This window comes from Priestia sp. AB (assembly GCF_028369225.1).
Classification (GTDB): domain Bacteria; phylum Bacillota; class Bacilli; order Bacillales; family Bacillaceae_H; genus Priestia; species Priestia megaterium.
In genome coordinates, this window is record NZ_JAQMYN010000012.1 from 1 (window position 1) to 17810 (window position 17810).

The window sequence follows — 17810 nt, forward strand, 5'->3', positions numbered from 1 at the left end:
GCTGACGTACACCTTACAAGATCCTCCGACAAACGGAGTGGCAGTGGTCAATGCGGATGGCACCTTCACATATACGCCAAATGGAAATTACAATGGTCCTGATACGTTTACAGTGTTAATTAGCGACCCGTCGGGCGCATTTATAGTGACGAGTGTATTTGTGACGGTTACGCCAGTGAATGATGTGCCTGTGGTGCCAAACTATGAGTTTGTAATCAATGAAGACACGACCTTAAATAGCCAAGTGGTGGCAACGGATGTCGATGGCAACCCATTGACGTACGGGTTACTGACAGGTCCAGTGAATGGAACGGTCGTTGTGAATTCAGACGGCACCTACACATATACGCCAAATGAAAATTACAATGGGGTAGATAGCTTTAGTGTAGTAGTAAGCGATGGCCAGGGAGGAGCGGCAGTTTCTACAATCACGATTACGATTCTGCCAGTAAATGATCCGCCAGTGGGGCCAAATGTTATTACGGTTACTACATTTGAAGAAACTCCAGTTACAGGCCAAATCGTAGCAACTGATCCAGATGGAGACTCTCTAATATACACCTTACAAGATCTACCGACTAATGGAACAGCGATAATCAATCAAGAAGGATTGTTCACTTATATACCAAATGAGAATTTTGCTGGAAATGATACGTTCACTGTACGTATAGCTGATCCAACTGGACAATTTATTATTACTAATGTATTTGTTGTTGTTATACCAGTTGAACAGCCACCTACTGTACCGAATTATTCAATTACTACTCCTGAAAACCAATCCGTAATCAGCCAGGTAGTAGGCACCGATCCGAATGGGAACCCACTCACTTATCGTTTAGGAACCTCTCCAGTAAATGGGCACGTTATAGTAAATGAAGATGGAAGTTTTGTATATTTACCAAATTCTAATTATGTAGGTCCAGATTCATTTACTGTTATTGTAGAAGATTCAACAGGTCTTACAGCAGTGTCTATTGTAAATGTTACAGTTATTGATATGAATGATGCGCCAGTTACGAGTGATGTTATTCTTCAGACTATAGAAAACGTAGCAATCAATGGGCAAGTGTTCGCTACAGATCCAGATGATAATTTACTCACTTTCAGTTTATCTGGTACTCCCTTTAACGGCACAGCTGTGGTAAATGCAGATGGAACATTTTTATATACACCAAACCTTAATTTTATTGGCTTGGATTCTTTTACAGTAGAGGTAAGGGATAGTCGCGGAGCTAGTGCACAATCTCTTGTGACTATAAGTGTAATTCGAGTAGACCAACCGCCTCTCGTTATAGATTTATCAATTTCGACTGTACAGGGACAGTTTGTAACAGGGCAAATTCCTGCCTTTGATCCTGAAGGTGAACCAATAGTATATGGATTAAATTTAGCCCCACTTAATGGTAACGTCATTATTAATGCAGATGGCACCTTTGCCTATACACCGAACCCAAGTTTTGTAGGAACAGATTCATTCTCTGTTTTCGCGAGGGATACTCTTGGAAACCAAGGGTTTGGAACTATCACTGTGGAAGTGCAGCCTCAAGATTTACCGATTAGTGCTGAAGGGCTCACTTTAACTACTTTAGCAGATCAACCTGTAAGTGGATCTATTGCCACTGTGAATCCAGCAGGCTTTCTATTAAGTTATGCTGTAGCCATTCTCCCATTAAATGGAACCGTTGTGTTAAATCAAGATGGTACTTTAGTTTACACACCAAATCCTGGATTCACAGGAGAAGATGTCTTTGATATCGTTGTTAGAGATTCAGCTGTAAACCAAAGTATTGCTAACGCTGTTGTGACAGTAGTAGTAGGAGACAGAATTTCAGTTGTTAATAGTGAAATAACTACTTTATTCAATGCACCAGTTTCTGGGCAAGTAAGTGCTACAAATTTGAGTGGAAATCAGTTGTTTTATACACTTACGTCTAATCCTATTAATGGATCTGTCTTAGTTAACCCAGATGGTACATTTAGTTATACACCAAATGCTGGATTCTTTGGAACAGATCAATTCCAAGTGCTTGTAAGTGATGTTCTCGGTAATACGGCTGTTGCAACTGTTTCCATTATTACGGAAGGACCAGTAGAAAGGGCACCCATTGTGTCTGATCAAACCTTGACTACAATTGAAGAACAGCCAGTGTCAGGGGCAGTGCAGGCAGTTGACCCTCAAGATGAAGCATTAACCTATACGTTACTTGGCACACCACCAAATGGAATAGTCGTATTAAATCCGGATGGAACCTTTACGTATACACCAAATTCAGGGTTTGTGGGAACTGAGTCATTTACAGTGGCTGTTCAGAACCAAACTGGTTTAAACGCCACAGCTACCATACAAGTGACTGTTAACCCACTAGTAAATCAAATTATAGTGACAAATACGACAGTTCGAACAGAGGAAAATCAGTCAGTAAACGATCAAGTATCAGCTCGCGATCAGTTAAACAGGCCGTTAACCTACACGCTTAACACTCCTCCATTATACGGAACAGCAATTGTGAACCAGGATGGAACTTTTATCTATACACCAACTCCAGGTGTAAGCGGTATTGATCAGTTTGATGTGCTTATTCAGAATGATCAGGGAGACCAAGCAATTGCACCCGTTATTGTAATAATAAATCCAGCCCAGAGCACTATTACACTAGAGGATGTAACAGTGCAAACCCAACAAAATGTGAGTGTCTCAGGGACAGTAATAGCTACCGATTCTCTTGGAAGACCTCTTCGCTTTTCATTGAACCTGCCACCTTTAAATGGAACAGTTAGAATAAATCCGGATGGCACATTCACATACACGCCGAACCCTCAATTTTTTGGAATAGACTCTTTTACCATACTTGTCCAAAACGATCGAGGAAATTCAGCCATTGGAATTGTTCGAGTAGTGGTTCAAGAAAATCAAGATATTATTACAGTTACTCCTCTTACAGTGAGAGGGCAAGCAAACCAATCGGTTACAGGGCAAGTTACAGCAACCGACACACTAGGAAGGCCGTTAACATATCAAGTAAATAATTTACCTTCAAATGGAACAATTGTTTTCAATGCGAATGGTACATTTATTTATACACCCAATATGGGTTTTACCGGTATTGACTCCTTTACCGTACTTGTTCAAAATGATTTGGGTCAGTTTGCAACGAGCAGTGTGAACGTTGTAGTTGAAGGAATAAATAATACGATTAGTACACAGGATCAGGAATTAACAATTCCAACAGGTCAAATTATTGGAAGTCAAATTATTGCGGTTGATGCATTAGGAAGACCCCTCACCTACACAGTGGTAACACCGCCTGCAAACGGTGTAGTGATTTTAAATACAGACGGCACATTCACCTATACTTCAAACTTAGGGTTTGTCGGTCAAGATCAGTTTGTTGTAGTTGTAAGGAATGACACTGGGCAAGAGGCATTCTCAGTTGTGACGGTTAATTCAACTCCAAGTAATAATATCATTACACCGGGCAGTAATACGTTTACTACTCTTCAGGGGATACAGGTGATTGACAGCGTGCAAGCAACGAATCTATTACAAAGACCATTAAATTACACACTGACTACTGAACCGGCTAATGGCAATGTAACCCTTGATGCTTCTGGGAGGTTTGTATATCAACCAAACTCCGGATTTATAGGAACAGATTCCTTTACAGTATTAGTAAGAGACGATTTAGGCACAGACTCTATTGTGCTAGTTACAATTATAGTAGGTAGGTTACCTCAGCCTCCTATCATAGCAGCCCAAACGTTTAGATTGTTGGTTAACACTATAGCAACAGGACGAATTATCGCCACAGATCCAAATTCTCTACAATTGTTTTATCAAGTGACTCAAAATCCACAAAACGGGCAGTTGCTGGTTGATCGAATAACAGGTGAATTTATTTATGTTCCTAACCCTAATTTTGTAGGAACGGACACTGCTGTCGTGCGTGTAACAAATACGGATGGGGTATCAAGTGAAGCTACGGTTACATTTACTGTAGAAAGGGCGCCTACACCTACACCCCCAATTAGCCGTCCAGTCAACAATCTAAGGAAAAGAAAACGTCTTAAAAAGAAAAAACGCAAACAAAAAAATGACTGCTCTAAAACGAAAAAAGAGAAATCACAGGATGATTGTTCTAAAACGAAAAAAGAGAAATCACAGGATGATTGTTCTAAAACGAAAAAAGAGAAATCACAGGATGATTGTTCTGAAACAAAAAAAGAGAAATCTCGGGATGATTGTTCTAAAAAGAGAAAAAAATAAGATATAGAAACTGATCCTTTGGTTGCCAATAAAGTAATTCACGGTTCTCTAATTTCACAAAATAAAAACACCTTCACATTTAATAACTAACATTGAATGTAAAGGTGTTTTTTAGTGAAAAAGAAGAAATGAAGACTTAAAAATATTATCAAAATAAATACAAAAATACATTTAGAAAAAGAAAACATTATTTGATATTTTGTGTATAAGAGGTAACAATAATTTTTATTTATAAAGAAAATTTGCTACGATACTATATTTTTAAGAGCAGTCATCAGCTGATCATAATTGAATTTTTTCACAATAGGAAATAAGGTTTTCTCATATGTCCCTTCATATTTCTGAAACAACTCTAATATAAGAAGACGGTTTGTTTGATGAAATTTATCAATTTTGTGTAAATGATTATTCAAGGTTCTCTTATCAACCGTTCCATCTTTTTTTCTATAATTCTCTCTATTCATTAAACGTTTCTTACACTCTTCCGGTGAAAGGTCTAAAAAAATAATTACATCAGCCTTCTCAAAACGTATATCGTAAGTTTCAAAATACCCCCATCCCTCAATAATCCATTCTTTTTGCTCTACTACCTTGTCTAATTGCCTTCTGAATTTGCGCCTTCGGCGACGAAGCTGTTTAATCCTTTGCATGTTTTTATCACGAAACCATAAGTCCAAATGATAAACAGGTATCATTAGGTCCTTTCCGAGAGAGGTAGCCAATGTTGTTTTACCAGCACAACTATTCCCAAAGATTACAATTCTACACATAGAGCTTCCATCACTCCATTTATAAAATTAAAGGCCGCTTATAGAATTTAGTATAGGCTATGAAATTATATTAATAAGCCTTAAAATGGGTCGGCTACTTTAAAATATAACTCTTTCTGCTTACATAATAAGAAGCTACTTTAAAAGATCGATAGCATTTTTTCTGTTATATAATTAAATTTTATGATCATGTTAACTGTTTGCAGATACAATAAAGGAGACTTATTACTATATAGAATATATACATAATATTTTTCAATAGTAGGCAATTATCTTTTTAGCATCGTAAAACTCTGATAACCACAAAGGTGTGGATAAGTTTTCTTATTAATTCTATATTTCATGCTTGATCTAAATTGCTTCCATAAAGTGAGCGACTAATAGCCTGATTCACTTATTCTATGCCATAATAACTATATATAACCTTATATAACTTAGAGCACAGACTTAAACCTGCCCTTTTAGTAATCTATTCCTATCTGTAGAAACCGTTATATCGATATTGGTAAGGTAAATAATACAGAAAATATGAGCTTAGATGTAGATTTTAATACGATGTGGAATATTTGAGAGGTGAAAATTGAGCAACGATTTAAACAAGAGTTAGAAGATCTACAAGCTTTACTGTAATTGTAAACGAATAAAATTAAAAGGGTTGAGCCTCGTACGATAAAGAGTTTGATCTCATTAGGTACTTAGGCAATGTATCTAACTTTTAAGCTTTAGTTTCTAATCTCGATGGCCCTTTTTATCTAAACAAGCTTATCATGTACAAGTTTAGTGTTGATGTTAACATACAGCTAAAAATAGGTATTTTCCCTCCATACTTTGTCCATTCAATGTTTAATATTTTTCATATAATATATAGCAATGTGAATTTATTTTTCTTCTTTAAGGAGGGGTTTTGGATGGGCAGAGATCATAAATGTGTGTGTGATCAGTTAGAAAGATTACAACCAGGGACACAAGTTGATATATTTCTAAACGGAAATGTACTGGAAGACCTTATTTTTACTAACTTTAATTTGGATACTTTCTGTGCAACTTTTGTTGATGTGGAAACGGAGACAGGAACTATTATTGTTTTAGATTGTAGAGATATACAAGCACTTCGAATTGAGTAGCATTATAAGATAATAGTGTAACAGTGTAACTGCAGAAGAGCTTGTAAAAGAGCTCTTCTGTTAATTTAAAAGAACGCTCTATTCAGATATTATCCAAACTAAGAAAGGGAAACCTAAAATGTCAATTTTTGTTAATCACTTTACCAATCCCAAAATATTTAATTCTAATTCTATAGCCGAGAATCATAACCAGAAGGTATATCATATTGATCTGAATTCAAAATACAGTTCTAAAAGTGTGTGCAGCCTTTTAGAAACTTTTCACCAAGGAAAAAAGGTTAAAAACCTTTTAGTAAATGGTACACAAATAAAAGTTCAGAATTTTGTAGGATTTAACCCTAAGACTGGTCTCGCTACATTTTGGGGAAAGAATGATGGTATTCTTTTAGTTGATTGTGAGCGTATTGACGCTATTACACTTTAAAATAATTTTCACACTATAATGCCCTTCTGTGTCTTGTTAATCAGTGAAGATACCCCTTACTGTAATATTGTTTATAGAGAATTAATAACAGCTATTTTTATACTTCCACATCATTTATACAAATATAAGGTTACATTACAAATGTTTATAGAATTTACAATACTCTGATGCATATTTTTTTGCAACAAAAAGGCTTCTTAAAAATAGAAGCCTTTTTAAAATTATTAACCATGGAATAGTAAAAACCAAAAAAGTTTAGTCCTATTAAAATATTGAAAACAATTTAGTTTATAAGGTTCTATATAAATCACACCAAATTTTCTGTTCTAAGTAGAGAAAAGCTACTGTACAGAAGCAATGGTTTTCTGTTTTTAGGTTGTATAAATTACTCACTTTTAGTTTATATAATGAGCTTTATCAGAATTAAAAAGCTATGTTTCTTAAACAAGAACATAACTATTGAGGAAAAATCATCCAATGGATGCACTATATAGATACTTTAGGAGTAGCTACCCCTATTTTTAAATTTCATTGCCTGAAAAGGACAAGCATACAAGCAAAACTTTTTCTTTTTCATATTAATATATTATATCTTAAAAAGGGAGGTGAAGTGTTGAACTTTAATAGCAATGCACTTATTGGAACTGAAACAACACAAAAAATCCTAAGCAAACAAATTTCCAATTCAATAATTGTTGTTAAAGATTCTTGTAATATTAATATTTCTATCACAGATACACAAACAGCAATAATTTTACAATCATTATTGCAAGTTTTAACCTTTATTTTAACGTTAATAGGTTTAGATGCTAATTCAATAAGATTAATTACAGTCGAAGTTTTACTCCTTGCAAAAGTTATACAATCTAGCAATCATAAAATTATTATCGAAAATTCTAAAAATGTTCATGCTACTACAACTAATATTGATACAGTTATTTTTATACAAAGTTTTATATTAGTTTTGACTATTTTACTAATTATCTAGGGCAATGTATAACTAAATAAAGGTCGACTTAAGAAAGGCTCATCATACAAAGATTCAAATGTTATCGAGCAAGCATTTAATTTCTTGTTAGCATAATAGATTTAAAATCCTCTTCAGTGATTAACTGAAGAGGATTTCAATGTGTAATGATTATATTATGAAAAGAATTAAGATAAAGATTATATTAACTACCAAATAAATCATATTCATTAGCTTACTTTAAGTAAATTGTCTATATGAATAAAATAACAATAATTAGAGTGAACTGATGCGGTGAAACATACATTCAAAAACCTTGCGGTAAACAGAACAACTACTGTACAAAAGCAGTAGTTATTCTGTTTCTAATCTATATATACTATACATTTTTAGAAACATAATTATTATTCTCGATATTTATTTTTATAATAAATAATTAAATAGTACAAGCTCTTATTATAAATTTACATATAATAAATCAAATGTAAATTTATAATTTATATTTAATTTATTGCAATAAGGGGGGATACAAAGGATGATTACAGACTTATTAAGAATTTTAGATCCTGGAACACGAGTTCCAACCTTAGTCGTAGACGGTGCTACGCTTACTAATCTTGTATTTTCAAGCTTTAATGCTACAACTAATTTAGCTTCTTTTGCAACTAGAACAGGCACTGGGACAAACGCTACCACAAATATTGTCACAGTAAATGCTAATCAGATTCATGCTATAACAACAGCTTAAATATATATCTTATTTAGAATTGGACATGCTTCATTTGACTATATATTTTATTAGATATATTTTTAAATCTCCATGTTTGCCCAAACACTTACATCTAATTTAATGTAATAAATTCTAAAAATTAACTTAATACTCGTATAATTACAAAAAACTACTGATGGATCCAGTAGTTTTTTTTCTGCTTTTAGGCTGTATACGACATACAAAGACAATTTACATAATCTGTTTAATAAGAATGGCATAGTCTATTCTTAGACCATCCCATTCTTATAAAGTTACATTTAGTATTTAGAACAGTCACAATGATTGCAATCACAGTGACGATGGCATCTACAATTAGAACGGTGATCATGATGATTATTACATTCATGGTGGTGTTTACAGCTAGAGCCATGGTGATGATCGCATTCATGGTGATGTTTACAGCTAGAACCATGGTGATGATTACATTCATGACGACGTCTACATCTACAACAAAATACAAGACGATTCCAACAATTCATATATAATACCCCCTATATATAGAATAGGATATTATATTCACAATAAAAAAAATGGCTTGTATTAGTGTCACCTAGTCTAAAAAATAGGCTCTACAATATAGAATGGTTATCCTTAAAGAAAAAATCTTGATGGTTACAAGTAAAAACCAATATTTTTCTTTTTTATAAATAAATTGTTTACCAATTTGAACAAACTAATCAAGAGGATAAGAAAGATTTTATAAGAAGGGAAAACCTTTAGATATTGCTTAAATATAATGATTAAATATAATGATTAAATATCCCTCGTAACTTCTCGTAAAAATAAGGAGTTGGTCCCTTATAATTGCTGCGGTTAATAATCTTAATATTTGTTCATATGAAATTTTTTTTAGTAACACAAACCAAGCAATTGGGTCATATGCTGATGAATGAAAAATGAAAGGTTGTGAATAAATGAACTATTATGTTTATGTTCCATATTATCCTCTGATGCATACCTATCACCCAACTGATCATAAATGCAAAAATTCATATCCTGTAGACATGCATTATACCCACCCTACTTATTTTGATTATCGTTTCTACGCTGTTCCGACTTATCATGAAACAGAATACCAAATGGGCAGAAGAAAAGTTAGAAAAGAAAAAGGTGGTCCAGATTTTGAGGCCCCATCTTATCGTAATTCCGATCTTGGGACTTCATCCTCTCATGATTCAGATTTTGAGGCTTCATCTTATCGTAATTCCGACCTTGAGACTTCATCCTCTCATGATTCAGATTTTGAGGCTTCATCTTATCGTAATTCCGACCTTGAGACTTCATCCTCTCATAATTCAGATTTTGAGGCTTCATCTTATCGTAATTCCGACCTTGAGACTTCATCCTCTCATGATTCAGATTTTGAGGCTTCATCTTATCGTAATTCCGATCTTGAGACTTCATCCCCTCATGATCCAGATTTTGAGACTTCATCTTATCGTAATTCCGATCTTGAGACTTCATCCCCTCATGATCCAGATTTTGAGACTTCATCTTATCGTAATTCCGATCTTGGGACTTCATCCTCTCATGATTCAGATTTTGAGGCTTCATCTTATCGTAATTCCGATCTTGAGACTTCATCCCCTCATGATCCAGATTTTGAGACTTCATCTTATCGTAATTCCGATCTTGGGACTTCATCCCCTCATGATCCAGATTTTGAGACTTCATCTTATCGTAATTCCGATCTTGGGACTTCATCCTCTCATGATTCAGATTTTGAGGCTTCATCTTATCGTAATTCCGATCTTGGGACTTCATCCCCTCATGATCCAGATTTTGAGACTTCATCTTATCGTAATTCCGATCTTGGGACTTCATCCTATCGTGATTCAGATTTTGAGGCTTCATCTTATCGTAATTCCGATCTTGAGACTTCATCCCCTCATGATCCAGATTTTGAGACTTCATCTTATCGTAATTCCGATCTTGGGACTTCATCCCCTCATGATCCAGATTTTGAGACTTCATCTTATCGTAATTCCGATCTTGGGACTTCATCCCCTCATGATCCAGATTTTGAGGCTTCATCTTATCGTAATTCCGATCTTGGGACTTCATCCCCTCATGATCCAGATTTTGAGACTTCATCTTATCGTAATTCCGATCTTGGGACTTCATCCTATCGTGATTCATTCCTAGACAATTTATACAAAGATGGTCCATATGGTGATATAACTGTAGCCTATCCCTTCAAAAACGATATAACCAATGGAACTAAATAAAAAACGTAAACGAAAAAGCAATTGCTAAAAAAAGGGATAAGTTATATAAAAGGACCGTATCCTTTTTTATCTAATTAGTTTAGACAAAACTTATGATAATAACAAAAAACTAATTTTTATTTATCATAAGTTTTAAATAACATATATCATTATTAGATAAAGCTTTTAGCAACGAAGCATCAGCAAAAGATTACAATAAAAAACAGAAAAAAACTATCTCCATACGCCAAGATAGTTTTTTCTGTTTTTAAGCTATATATGATATATATATGTTTAGTTAACATAATTCAAGTTCCATAAATAGGTAAATCTATTTTAGATACAAAGTTGTATTTTACTCTTTAGGGTATACTTGCCTAGTGGTAAGTACACTCAGAGCATCCTTAACTTTTCTTGCAAAGGAGAGCGGCTGATCAATAGACTCGAAATGCATAAACATGAGACGAGGTTGATCAAATAGCCAATGATTATGAACAGCTGTTACGATGATACCATGTTCTCGAAGCCTAGTAATAAATGGATTGATTTCAGTCTGCAAAATCACAGTTTCTCCACTGCAAAGAGCCTGACCATCTCCTGTCATAGACTCGAATGTAAACATTTGAGGGATTAGTAAAAATGATTTTCCTCTTCTCCCAAGAACCTCAGGGTGAATGTTTGTACGAGATTTCATTACTGTACAAATTCCATTCTCAAATGTATGCATGGATCCCCCCAGAATGTTATTAAATCTGTCACAGAGATTAGATGAGTTACTATAATCAGAAGTTATGGTTTTACAATCAGGATAAACATTACGTGTAGTCAATACACTCAATGCATCTCTAACTTTTCTCGCAAAAGAAAGTGGCTGATCAATAGATTCAAAGTGCATATACATTAGACGTGGTTCATCAAATAACCAGTGGTTATGAACAGCAGTTACTATGATGCCATGCTCCCTAAGTTTACTCATGAATGGATTAATTTCATCTTGGAGAATTACTGTTTCCCCAAGACATAAAGCTCTCCCATTTCGATCAACGTCTTCAAAAGAAAAAGCTTGTGGTACAAACATGAAAGATTCTGCTCTTCTCCCTAATACTACAGGATGGAGATTGGTACGAGATCTAGTTGCAGTACATACGCTATTAATAACACTTGGCGTTGAGTCAAGTATTCTTGCAAACTCTCGACAGAGTTCAGATGGTTGATTGTCCATGTTCCTCATGAAAATGCCTCCTATAAATAACATATAATCTTGTTATAATATGTACTTACATAAATTAAGAAATGGGCAATCGTCTACTACTGTTCTCTTTAGATAACTTTTTCTGTTTTTAAAATGTATAAGGTATATAAATCTAGTTAACATAATGAGTGTCATCTGAGTTAAAAGCCATTGGAACTAATGATTCAAACGTTTTTTTTCCATATCAGAAAATGCCCAAACTCTTTTCATTTAGTTGCATATTTTACTAGTACAAGCACTATATAACTTTATGAAAGGAGAAAAATTAATGCCCTTTAACTTTAGAAAAACTTTAATCGTTATGGAACTGCTATTCCAAGATGTGTTAAAAACAAACTTTGTAATCCCTTTATATCCAACTACATTTAGAGAAACCATTATACCTGTCCCTACGCCTTTAGGAGTTACAGATTTGCCACCTAACATTTATTTTGATCTTGATAATCGATTTAATGTAGAACAAGAACAAAGAATCAGAGATGCCATTAGTGAAACTATGTTGGTATGGGCTACTCATATGAATGAAAAATGGAATGGCGGAACAAACACTGGAATTTCACAAATGGCAGCTTGTATAAACATATATGCAACACAGAATTTACGCCCTGCTTGGTATAGTGAATCACCTATTCAAAATGGACTAACAGCTACTAATATAGCTATGGATCAGTTTACTCAACTTATACGTGATAATGGATTTAGGCGTTCCCCAAGAGCGAAAATCTTCGCTGCTCCACTTAACAATAATACTATTGTCTTTGCATTAACTGCTTTTACTCAGAATTTTGTACCCTTATCATTTATTGTTGACCCAACCTTAATTGATATTGCTACTCTAAACTTTATCACTGGTTCTATGATGCACTCTTGGCTACATTGCGCAGGATTCTTCGACCCTAATACAACTAGTTATTTCAACACGGAATGCTCAATGTGTGTCATGAGAGGATTTCGACCTAAAAACCCTGACATGCCTGATAACCTTTATTATCAGTTTTTCGATTAACTAAAAGTGTACGTATACCTTATACACTTTTAGTTAACATAATGAATTTTATTAGAAAGAAAACTTTTTTTACAAGTTACCCTAAAGGCTTTCTATATAGGATTCAGATTATATTGGACAAGCACACAAGCACTTTCTTGATTAAAGAATAGTATATTAAGAGAAATGAGAAAGGAGGGATTATAGTGGGTAACTGCCATGAAAAAAAACATGAACACAAACACAACTGTGAATCTATCCTTCAGAAAGCCTTTGAAAAACTTTTAAAAGAAATCTTCGAAGATCATCATAAAGATCATCATAAAGATCACCATAAAGATCACCATAAAGATCACCATAAGGACAAACATGATTGTGGATGTCATAGCTAAGATTAACATTATTATAAAAGACCTTTTAGCGGGGACAAGCAATAAAGGATTGAATTCTTGTCTTAAATACTGACCCATAATTCAAACGATTTACTCAAAATGCTGAAAAGTATCCCCAATTTAGAACCCAAAAGGAAAAGCGTCTGTTGCAACAGAGGCTTTTTCTCTTTTAGACTGTATACGATATATAAAACTAGTTAATATAATGTGCCTCACTTATACAAAATGCTTGTCCTAAGATAGGACAAGCATACAAACATTTTATTAATCAATGAATAAGATATATAGAAACTAATAATGGAGGTGATAAACATGTGTAAATATTATTGCAAGTCAAAAGATAAGAAGTATAAAGAGGACAAGCATAAGGAATATAAATGTAAAAAAAATAAAGAATACAAGTCTAAATGTAAAGACAAGAAAAACGATGGTTATTCTTATTAATTAATTTATTAATGTAAGGTCTCTATTTCTTATAGGAAGTATAACAGGTTTTTAAGAAAACCTGTTATACTCATTAAAAAAGCCTGCCTCTTTTGATTTAAAAAGGGCAGGCTGTTCTTTCTACAGCATCTATAAGAAATAGACGCAAAAATAGAGATAGGTTTTCTGTTTTTTAAGCTGTATACGATATAAAATGTGAGTTACCATAATCAATATTCTAGGAATGAAAAGGAAGCTTAAGAGTTACGTTAATAGTCCTTAAGCTTCTTTTTTCCAATGTCCAGGAATTACCTTACTTAAAAACGGAATATGGAACTTTAAAGAAATTAATACCATTGGCATAAGGGCCGTATTCATATTCACCAAATATAATCACAATGCCACCACTCGTGTAATAAAATTGATCTTGAGTTAAGTTCACAGATTTAAAATCTTTAACCTCGAATCCAGCTCCTTTTTTATTAAGCACAATCATTTGGTCACGAATATATTTATTCACCTTACCTAATTGAGTTTGATTTTTAATGACGTCTTTCAAACTAAGTTGCTTAGCTTTTAATAAATCATAATTGTAAGTATCAATCCAAGCATTACCGTGTGCACCACCAGAGTACTCATCATAGGTAATAGAGATACTTAAGATATTATCTTGATTGTAGGGTACAGAGTATTTCATATTTTGATAATAAGGGCCTGGTGACCAACCGTTTTCCCGGTCCTCTTTCTCCTGTTCTTTTAATTCTTTATTTGCTTGCTGAGTTTCTTTAGCAAGGTTTAAGAATTTTCTATTGAAACTAGCCTCAAATGGTTTATTAAAAAGACCAGATGCTTGTGGATAACTAATATTACTTGCTAATGATTTTTTTATAACGGTTATTCCAAAGGCTTGAATTTTGTCACTAGGTGCTCTCTCATACTTGATACTAGACGATTTTTGAGCATATAAATCTTTTGATAAACCGTAAATTCCACCGTATTTTCCAGAATAAGAATAAACACGATATGTTTGACCCTTTGATACTTTTTTAGCAGCTACTAATTTATTATTTTTAATGTTGTAAAGACTAGTATTCTTTAAAATTGTAACGCGCCCTATTTGTCCTTTAACGAGTTCTTGATTTCCCCACATTACTTTGGCTTCTGCCTGTGTATGTGGAACGAGTGGCGAGAATAATACAGCAAAAACTAAAATAAAGGCTATAACTTTTTTGAACCTTTTCATAAATGCCCCCCTGAAATATTTTGTAGGGTTTTAAAACTGATAATTTACATTTTCTAAAAAAACCCAATTAGAAGTATAACACAAATTAACAGTGAATAATGATTATTCATATCGATTTAATGGGAATAATTGCAAATCGCCTTTATGTGTGATCCATTTATTTACAGTTAATATAATGTACTTTATCAACAATTGCTAAGTGTATACAGAAAAGGTAAATAAAAAAAGCTAGCATCTAGCTAGCCCTTTTTTAAACAAAATAGGTTTAATGATTAACATCCTCCAACGAAGCCGCCAAAACAAGAAGCACCGATAATGATTAACAGGATAAACAGTACAATAATTAAAGCAAAACCACTGCCAAAACCACAGCCGCCCCCACCGTAACCATATCCGCCATAGCAGCAACCGCCACCATAACCTCCAAAGCCCATATTTTCACCCCCCTATATGCTTAATACTCTTAAGATATGTATAAAAAATTAAAATGTTAGCCCATACTCTGAACCAGTGAAATAACAGGATTTTTGTAGATATATATAAACCCTTTAGATTAGTTTACATAGAATGAATGAACCATTCCATTTAAGCTCGGTGGATCATCTCCCCCTCCCTAACTGATTTACAGTTGTTAAAAAAACAGAAAAACTCCCTGCCGCCTGGGAGTTTTTTTATTTTTAAGTTGTATATTCTCACTATATCAATCAAAATTAATAAAATTTTTATAATATTGGCACTTGTCCAAGCACTTGTAATTACTTTACATATCATAAATTATGCGACGAAGCATTTTGTCTCTTTCTATAAATGGGAGAAAAAACTACTGATGGCACACATCAGTAGTTTTTTTGACTTTAAAGATATATTTGGTATAGACTTTTAGTTCATATAATGTTTTTTATCAACATTAAAAGCCCCTCCGATCATTAAACAAAGAGGCTTTTGACGCCTGAGAGGTTTATTCGAAAAGAATAATGATAGAGTAAGAGATCTGTTATTTACAATACATAATATATGTTACTATTCATTACTAAACAAATTGTCCATTATGAATAATTTTTTTTATCATTTGGACAAACTAGCTAAGATGGATAAATCATCACTTTACGACTACCTTTCAACAAACAAAAAAAGCTACTGTTGAAGCCAGTAGCTTTTTTTGTTTTTAACCTATATATAGTATACACATGTAGCTAGCATATTTGATTTTATAGGCACTATATCTACAGTAAAAGGATTGCCAAAAACACTTTTCCACTTTATTACCATAAATGTAATTTTTTAATGATTGATATTCTTAAACTTATCTGATTATTATGGAGTTAAATCGTCATTCTTATCTAATTAAGCGTTTTCATTTTAAAAGTGGGGGACTATACTTATGCATGAGAAACAGAAAAGACATGCTCAATTTGTAAGGCTTCCTGTTGATATTGTAAAAAGGATTGATGAGTATAAAGAATCTAAAACAATATCTTCTAGAAATGAAGCTATTTTAGAATTAATTAAAAAAGGGTTAGGTAAAGCTGATTGATCTCTAAAGAGTAAGACGCTGTTACGAATAAGATTTGCTTTTACGAACAAACTACTCAAGAAGCTTATTAGCTTTCTGCCCAAAATTTCCGCAACAGAAAAACTTCCTTAACGCATTCGGGGAGTTTTTCTGTTTTTAAGCTGTATATCATATACAAAGCTAATTAACATAATGAATTTTATAGGAAATAACTAATAGCATCTTATCTATAAAGATGCTATTACCACTGAACTAAAACACTCTTTAAGACATTTTGTTTAACTAACCCGTTTGTATATTTCTCCTGGAACTTATTTAACATAGAGATTTTCGTTTGAACAAGAAGATTTTTGCTATATTCATAAGGGTCTGAACATTTTGGGCCTATTTCTCATACTGTATTAGGTATTAATAATATATTGAGGTGAAAAATATGGACGCAAATTATATAGATTCTTATTATTACCCAAGATTTTTAGACTCACAGTTCCCGTCCCCTAGTTTCCCTGGATCACCTGGTGGTTTCCCTGGATCACCTGGTGGTTTCCCTGGATCACCTGGTGGTTTCCCTGGATCACCTGGCGGTTTCCCTGGATCACCTGGCGGTTTCCCTGGATCACCTGGCGGTTTCCCTGGATCACCTGGCGGTTTCCCTGGATCACCTGGTGGTGGGCAACAAGCTCCAACTTCCCCACCACCAGCATTTATCCCACAACAGCAAACAGCAACACCATTTGCAGTCGATCCAGGAGCCATTTCTTTATGTTTATTCCGTAACACCTATATATGGCTTAGAAATGGGTCAAGTTTTTGGTATTACCCTATTTTTGTAGGACCGAGATCAGTTGCTGGTTTCAGATGGAACGGGCGATTCTGGACTATTTTTGGTATAGATACAAGACGAATTGTTTCATTTACATGTTTCTAAGTGTTCATAATTTATAGCCCTAGAAAAAAGGGGGAACCAGCTTTGCAACCTACAGAGAATGTCAGGGCTAGTATGCCATTCCCATCACGATGGGGTATCCACGCTGAGATTGCAGGTAGACCTATGGTTTGGGGTGTGCTTATCATTAACTCTATTACAGAGAATAGAGTAATGGGTACAGTTAATTTTCGGGGCACCCTCATTCCTATTAACGGGTATTGGAATGAGGGGAGCAAACAAATCACCTTTAATTCACCTTATGCCACATATTCTGGTAACTTAAGTATGTTTGACGATTCCACTACTAGAATTCGACATCTTGTTTTAAGTGGGCGGGTTATTATGAAGTCACCTTCTTTGCTAGCAGGTAGGAGTGGAACTTGGGTGGCTACCACAGATACAAGTCTCACAGGACCTGCCTTTAGCAATAGTGATTTACCTCCTGTTGGTGTCTTTTTAACATCAAATATACTTCATAGTGGACTTGGACGTTGAGGAAATCCTTTGAAAATATCCAATTTGGAAAGCAAAAAAACTAACTTTGAG

General features: G+C 34.1%; 16 protein-coding genes. 12 read left to right on the plus strand and 4 right to left on the minus strand.

Annotated features, from left to right (window positions below; genetic code table 11):
- A partial coding sequence (locus POF52_RS24885; protein WP_271995843.1) for an Ig-like domain-containing protein occupies positions 1–4264 on the plus strand: 4264 nt, incomplete at its 5' end.
- Between the two features lie 245 nt (positions 4265–4509).
- Here the strand turns inward: POF52_RS24885 and POF52_RS24890 are convergent.
- Positions 4510–5034, minus strand: coding sequence for an AAA family ATPase (locus tag POF52_RS24890; protein WP_098196963.1), 525 nt, complete (start codon positions 5032–5034; stop codon positions 4510–4512).
- 908 nt (positions 5035–5942) lie between these two features.
- Between POF52_RS24890 and POF52_RS24895 the strand changes: the two genes are divergently transcribed.
- The 6 genes from POF52_RS24895 (at position 5943) to POF52_RS24920 (ending at position 10549) form a co-directional block, all read left to right on the plus strand.
- Positions 5943–6158 (plus strand): hypothetical protein, encoded by a 216-nt coding sequence (locus POF52_RS24895; protein ID WP_029319888.1) that lies wholly within the window; start codon positions 5943–5945, stop codon positions 6156–6158.
- Positions 6159–6276: 118 nt separating this feature from the next.
- Positions 6277–6582 carry a hypothetical protein gene (locus POF52_RS24900; RefSeq protein WP_176586574.1) on the plus strand — a complete coding sequence of 102 codons (306 nt, stop codon included), beginning with the start codon at positions 6277–6279 and terminating at the stop codon, positions 6580–6582.
- 613 nt (positions 6583–7195) lie between these two features.
- On the plus strand, positions 7196–7570 hold the full coding sequence (locus POF52_RS24905; RefSeq protein ID WP_176586573.1) for a spore coat protein: 375 nt from the start codon (positions 7196–7198) through the stop codon (positions 7568–7570).
- A 514-nt stretch (positions 7571–8084) separates the two neighbouring features.
- On the plus strand, positions 8085–8297 hold the full coding sequence (locus POF52_RS24910; RefSeq protein WP_176586572.1) for a hypothetical protein: 213 nt from the start codon (positions 8085–8087) through the stop codon (positions 8295–8297).
- Between the two features lie 302 nt (positions 8298–8599).
- Complete coding sequence (locus POF52_RS24915; RefSeq protein ID WP_141559026.1) at positions 8600–8806, plus strand: hypothetical protein; 207 nt, start codon at positions 8600–8602, stop codon at positions 8804–8806.
- Between the two features lie 429 nt (positions 8807–9235).
- Positions 9236–10549: a pentapeptide repeat-containing protein gene (locus POF52_RS24920; protein WP_271995860.1), complete on the plus strand. Its 1314-nt coding sequence runs from the start codon at positions 9236–9238 to the stop codon at positions 10547–10549.
- A gap of 334 nt (positions 10550–10883) precedes the next feature.
- Here the strand turns inward: POF52_RS24920 and POF52_RS24925 are convergent, their stop codons facing one another.
- Positions 10884–11759, minus strand: a complete 876-nt coding sequence (locus POF52_RS24925; RefSeq protein ID WP_176586015.1) for a DUF1259 domain-containing protein — start codon at positions 11757–11759, stop codon at positions 10884–10886.
- A gap of 271 nt (positions 11760–12030) precedes the next feature.
- Between POF52_RS24925 and POF52_RS24930 the strand changes: the two genes are divergently transcribed.
- Both POF52_RS24930 and POF52_RS24935 read left to right on the plus strand, forming a co-directional pair.
- Complete coding sequence (locus POF52_RS24930; protein WP_236019622.1) at positions 12031–12786, plus strand: hypothetical protein; 756 nt, start codon at positions 12031–12033, stop codon at positions 12784–12786.
- A 185-nt stretch (positions 12787–12971) separates the two neighbouring features.
- Positions 12972–13157: a hypothetical protein gene (locus POF52_RS24935; RefSeq protein WP_271995864.1), complete on the plus strand. Its 186-nt coding sequence runs from the start codon at positions 12972–12974 to the stop codon at positions 13155–13157.
- A 736-nt stretch (positions 13158–13893) separates the two neighbouring features.
- Here POF52_RS24935 and POF52_RS24940 read toward each other — a convergent pair.
- Both POF52_RS24940 and POF52_RS24945 read right to left on the minus strand, forming a co-directional pair.
- The gene (locus POF52_RS24940; protein ID WP_029319868.1) at positions 13894–14823 is read right to left on the minus strand and encodes a DUF3298 and DUF4163 domain-containing protein; all 930 of its coding nucleotides are present in this window, start codon (positions 14821–14823) and stop codon (positions 13894–13896) included.
- 272 nt (positions 14824–15095) lie between these two features.
- Positions 15096–15257, minus strand: a complete 162-nt coding sequence (locus POF52_RS24945) for a YjcZ family sporulation protein (protein WP_029319866.1) — start codon at positions 15255–15257, stop codon at positions 15096–15098.
- Positions 15258–16204: 947 nt separating this feature from the next.
- Here POF52_RS24945 and POF52_RS24950 point away from each other — a divergent pair.
- The 3 genes from POF52_RS24950 (at position 16205) to POF52_RS24960 (ending at position 17759) form a co-directional block, all read left to right on the plus strand.
- Positions 16205–16357: a hypothetical protein gene (locus tag POF52_RS24950; RefSeq protein ID WP_170960126.1), complete on the plus strand. Its 153-nt coding sequence runs from the start codon at positions 16205–16207 to the stop codon at positions 16355–16357.
- A gap of 412 nt (positions 16358–16769) precedes the next feature.
- Positions 16770–17264, plus strand: coding sequence for a transporter (locus POF52_RS24955; RefSeq protein ID WP_098476211.1), 495 nt, complete (start codon positions 16770–16772; stop codon positions 17262–17264).
- Positions 17265–17387: 123 nt separating this feature from the next.
- On the plus strand, positions 17388–17759 hold the full coding sequence (locus POF52_RS24960) for a hypothetical protein (protein WP_271995873.1): 372 nt from the start codon (positions 17388–17390) through the stop codon (positions 17757–17759).
- Positions 17760–17810: the final 51 nt, after the last annotated feature.

What these genes read in the sequence shown, in the direction of transcription:
- POF52_RS24920 (WP_271995860.1), top strand. Translation starts at nt 9,236, where the DNA reads ATGAACTATTATGTTTATGTTCCATATTATCCTCTGATGCATACCTAT.
- POF52_RS24955 (WP_098476211.1), top strand. Translation starts at nt 16,770, where the DNA reads ATGGACGCAAATTATATAGATTCTTATTATTACCCAAGATTTTTAGAC.
- POF52_RS24925 (WP_176586015.1), bottom strand. Translation starts at nt 11,759, where the DNA reads ATGAGGAACATGGACAATCAACCATCTGAACTCTGTCGAGAGTTTGCA.
- POF52_RS24910 (WP_176586572.1), top strand. Translation starts at nt 8,085, where the DNA reads ATGATTACAGACTTATTAAGAATTTTAGATCCTGGAACACGAGTTCCA.
- POF52_RS24930 (WP_236019622.1), top strand. Translation starts at nt 12,031, where the DNA reads ATGAAAGGAGAAAAATTAATGCCCTTTAACTTTAGAAAAACTTTAATC.
- POF52_RS24945 (WP_029319866.1), bottom strand. Translation starts at nt 15,257, where the DNA reads ATGGGCTTTGGAGGTTATGGTGGCGGTTGCTGCTATGGCGGATATGGT.
- POF52_RS24890 (WP_098196963.1), bottom strand. Translation starts at nt 5,034, where the DNA reads ATGTGTAGAATTGTAATCTTTGGGAATAGTTGTGCTGGTAAAACAACA.
- POF52_RS24895 (WP_029319888.1), top strand. Translation starts at nt 5,943, where the DNA reads ATGGGCAGAGATCATAAATGTGTGTGTGATCAGTTAGAAAGATTACAA.
- POF52_RS24915 (WP_141559026.1), top strand. Translation starts at nt 8,600, where the DNA reads ATGATTGCAATCACAGTGACGATGGCATCTACAATTAGAACGGTGATC.
- POF52_RS24950 (WP_170960126.1), top strand. Translation starts at nt 16,205, where the DNA reads ATGCATGAGAAACAGAAAAGACATGCTCAATTTGTAAGGCTTCCTGTT.
- POF52_RS24940 (WP_029319868.1), bottom strand. Translation starts at nt 14,823, where the DNA reads ATGAAAAGGTTCAAAAAAGTTATAGCCTTTATTTTAGTTTTTGCTGTA.
- POF52_RS24900 (WP_176586574.1), top strand. Translation starts at nt 6,277, where the DNA reads ATGTCAATTTTTGTTAATCACTTTACCAATCCCAAAATATTTAATTCT.
- POF52_RS24960 (WP_271995873.1), top strand. Translation starts at nt 17,388, where the DNA reads ATGGTTTGGGGTGTGCTTATCATTAACTCTATTACAGAGAATAGAGTA.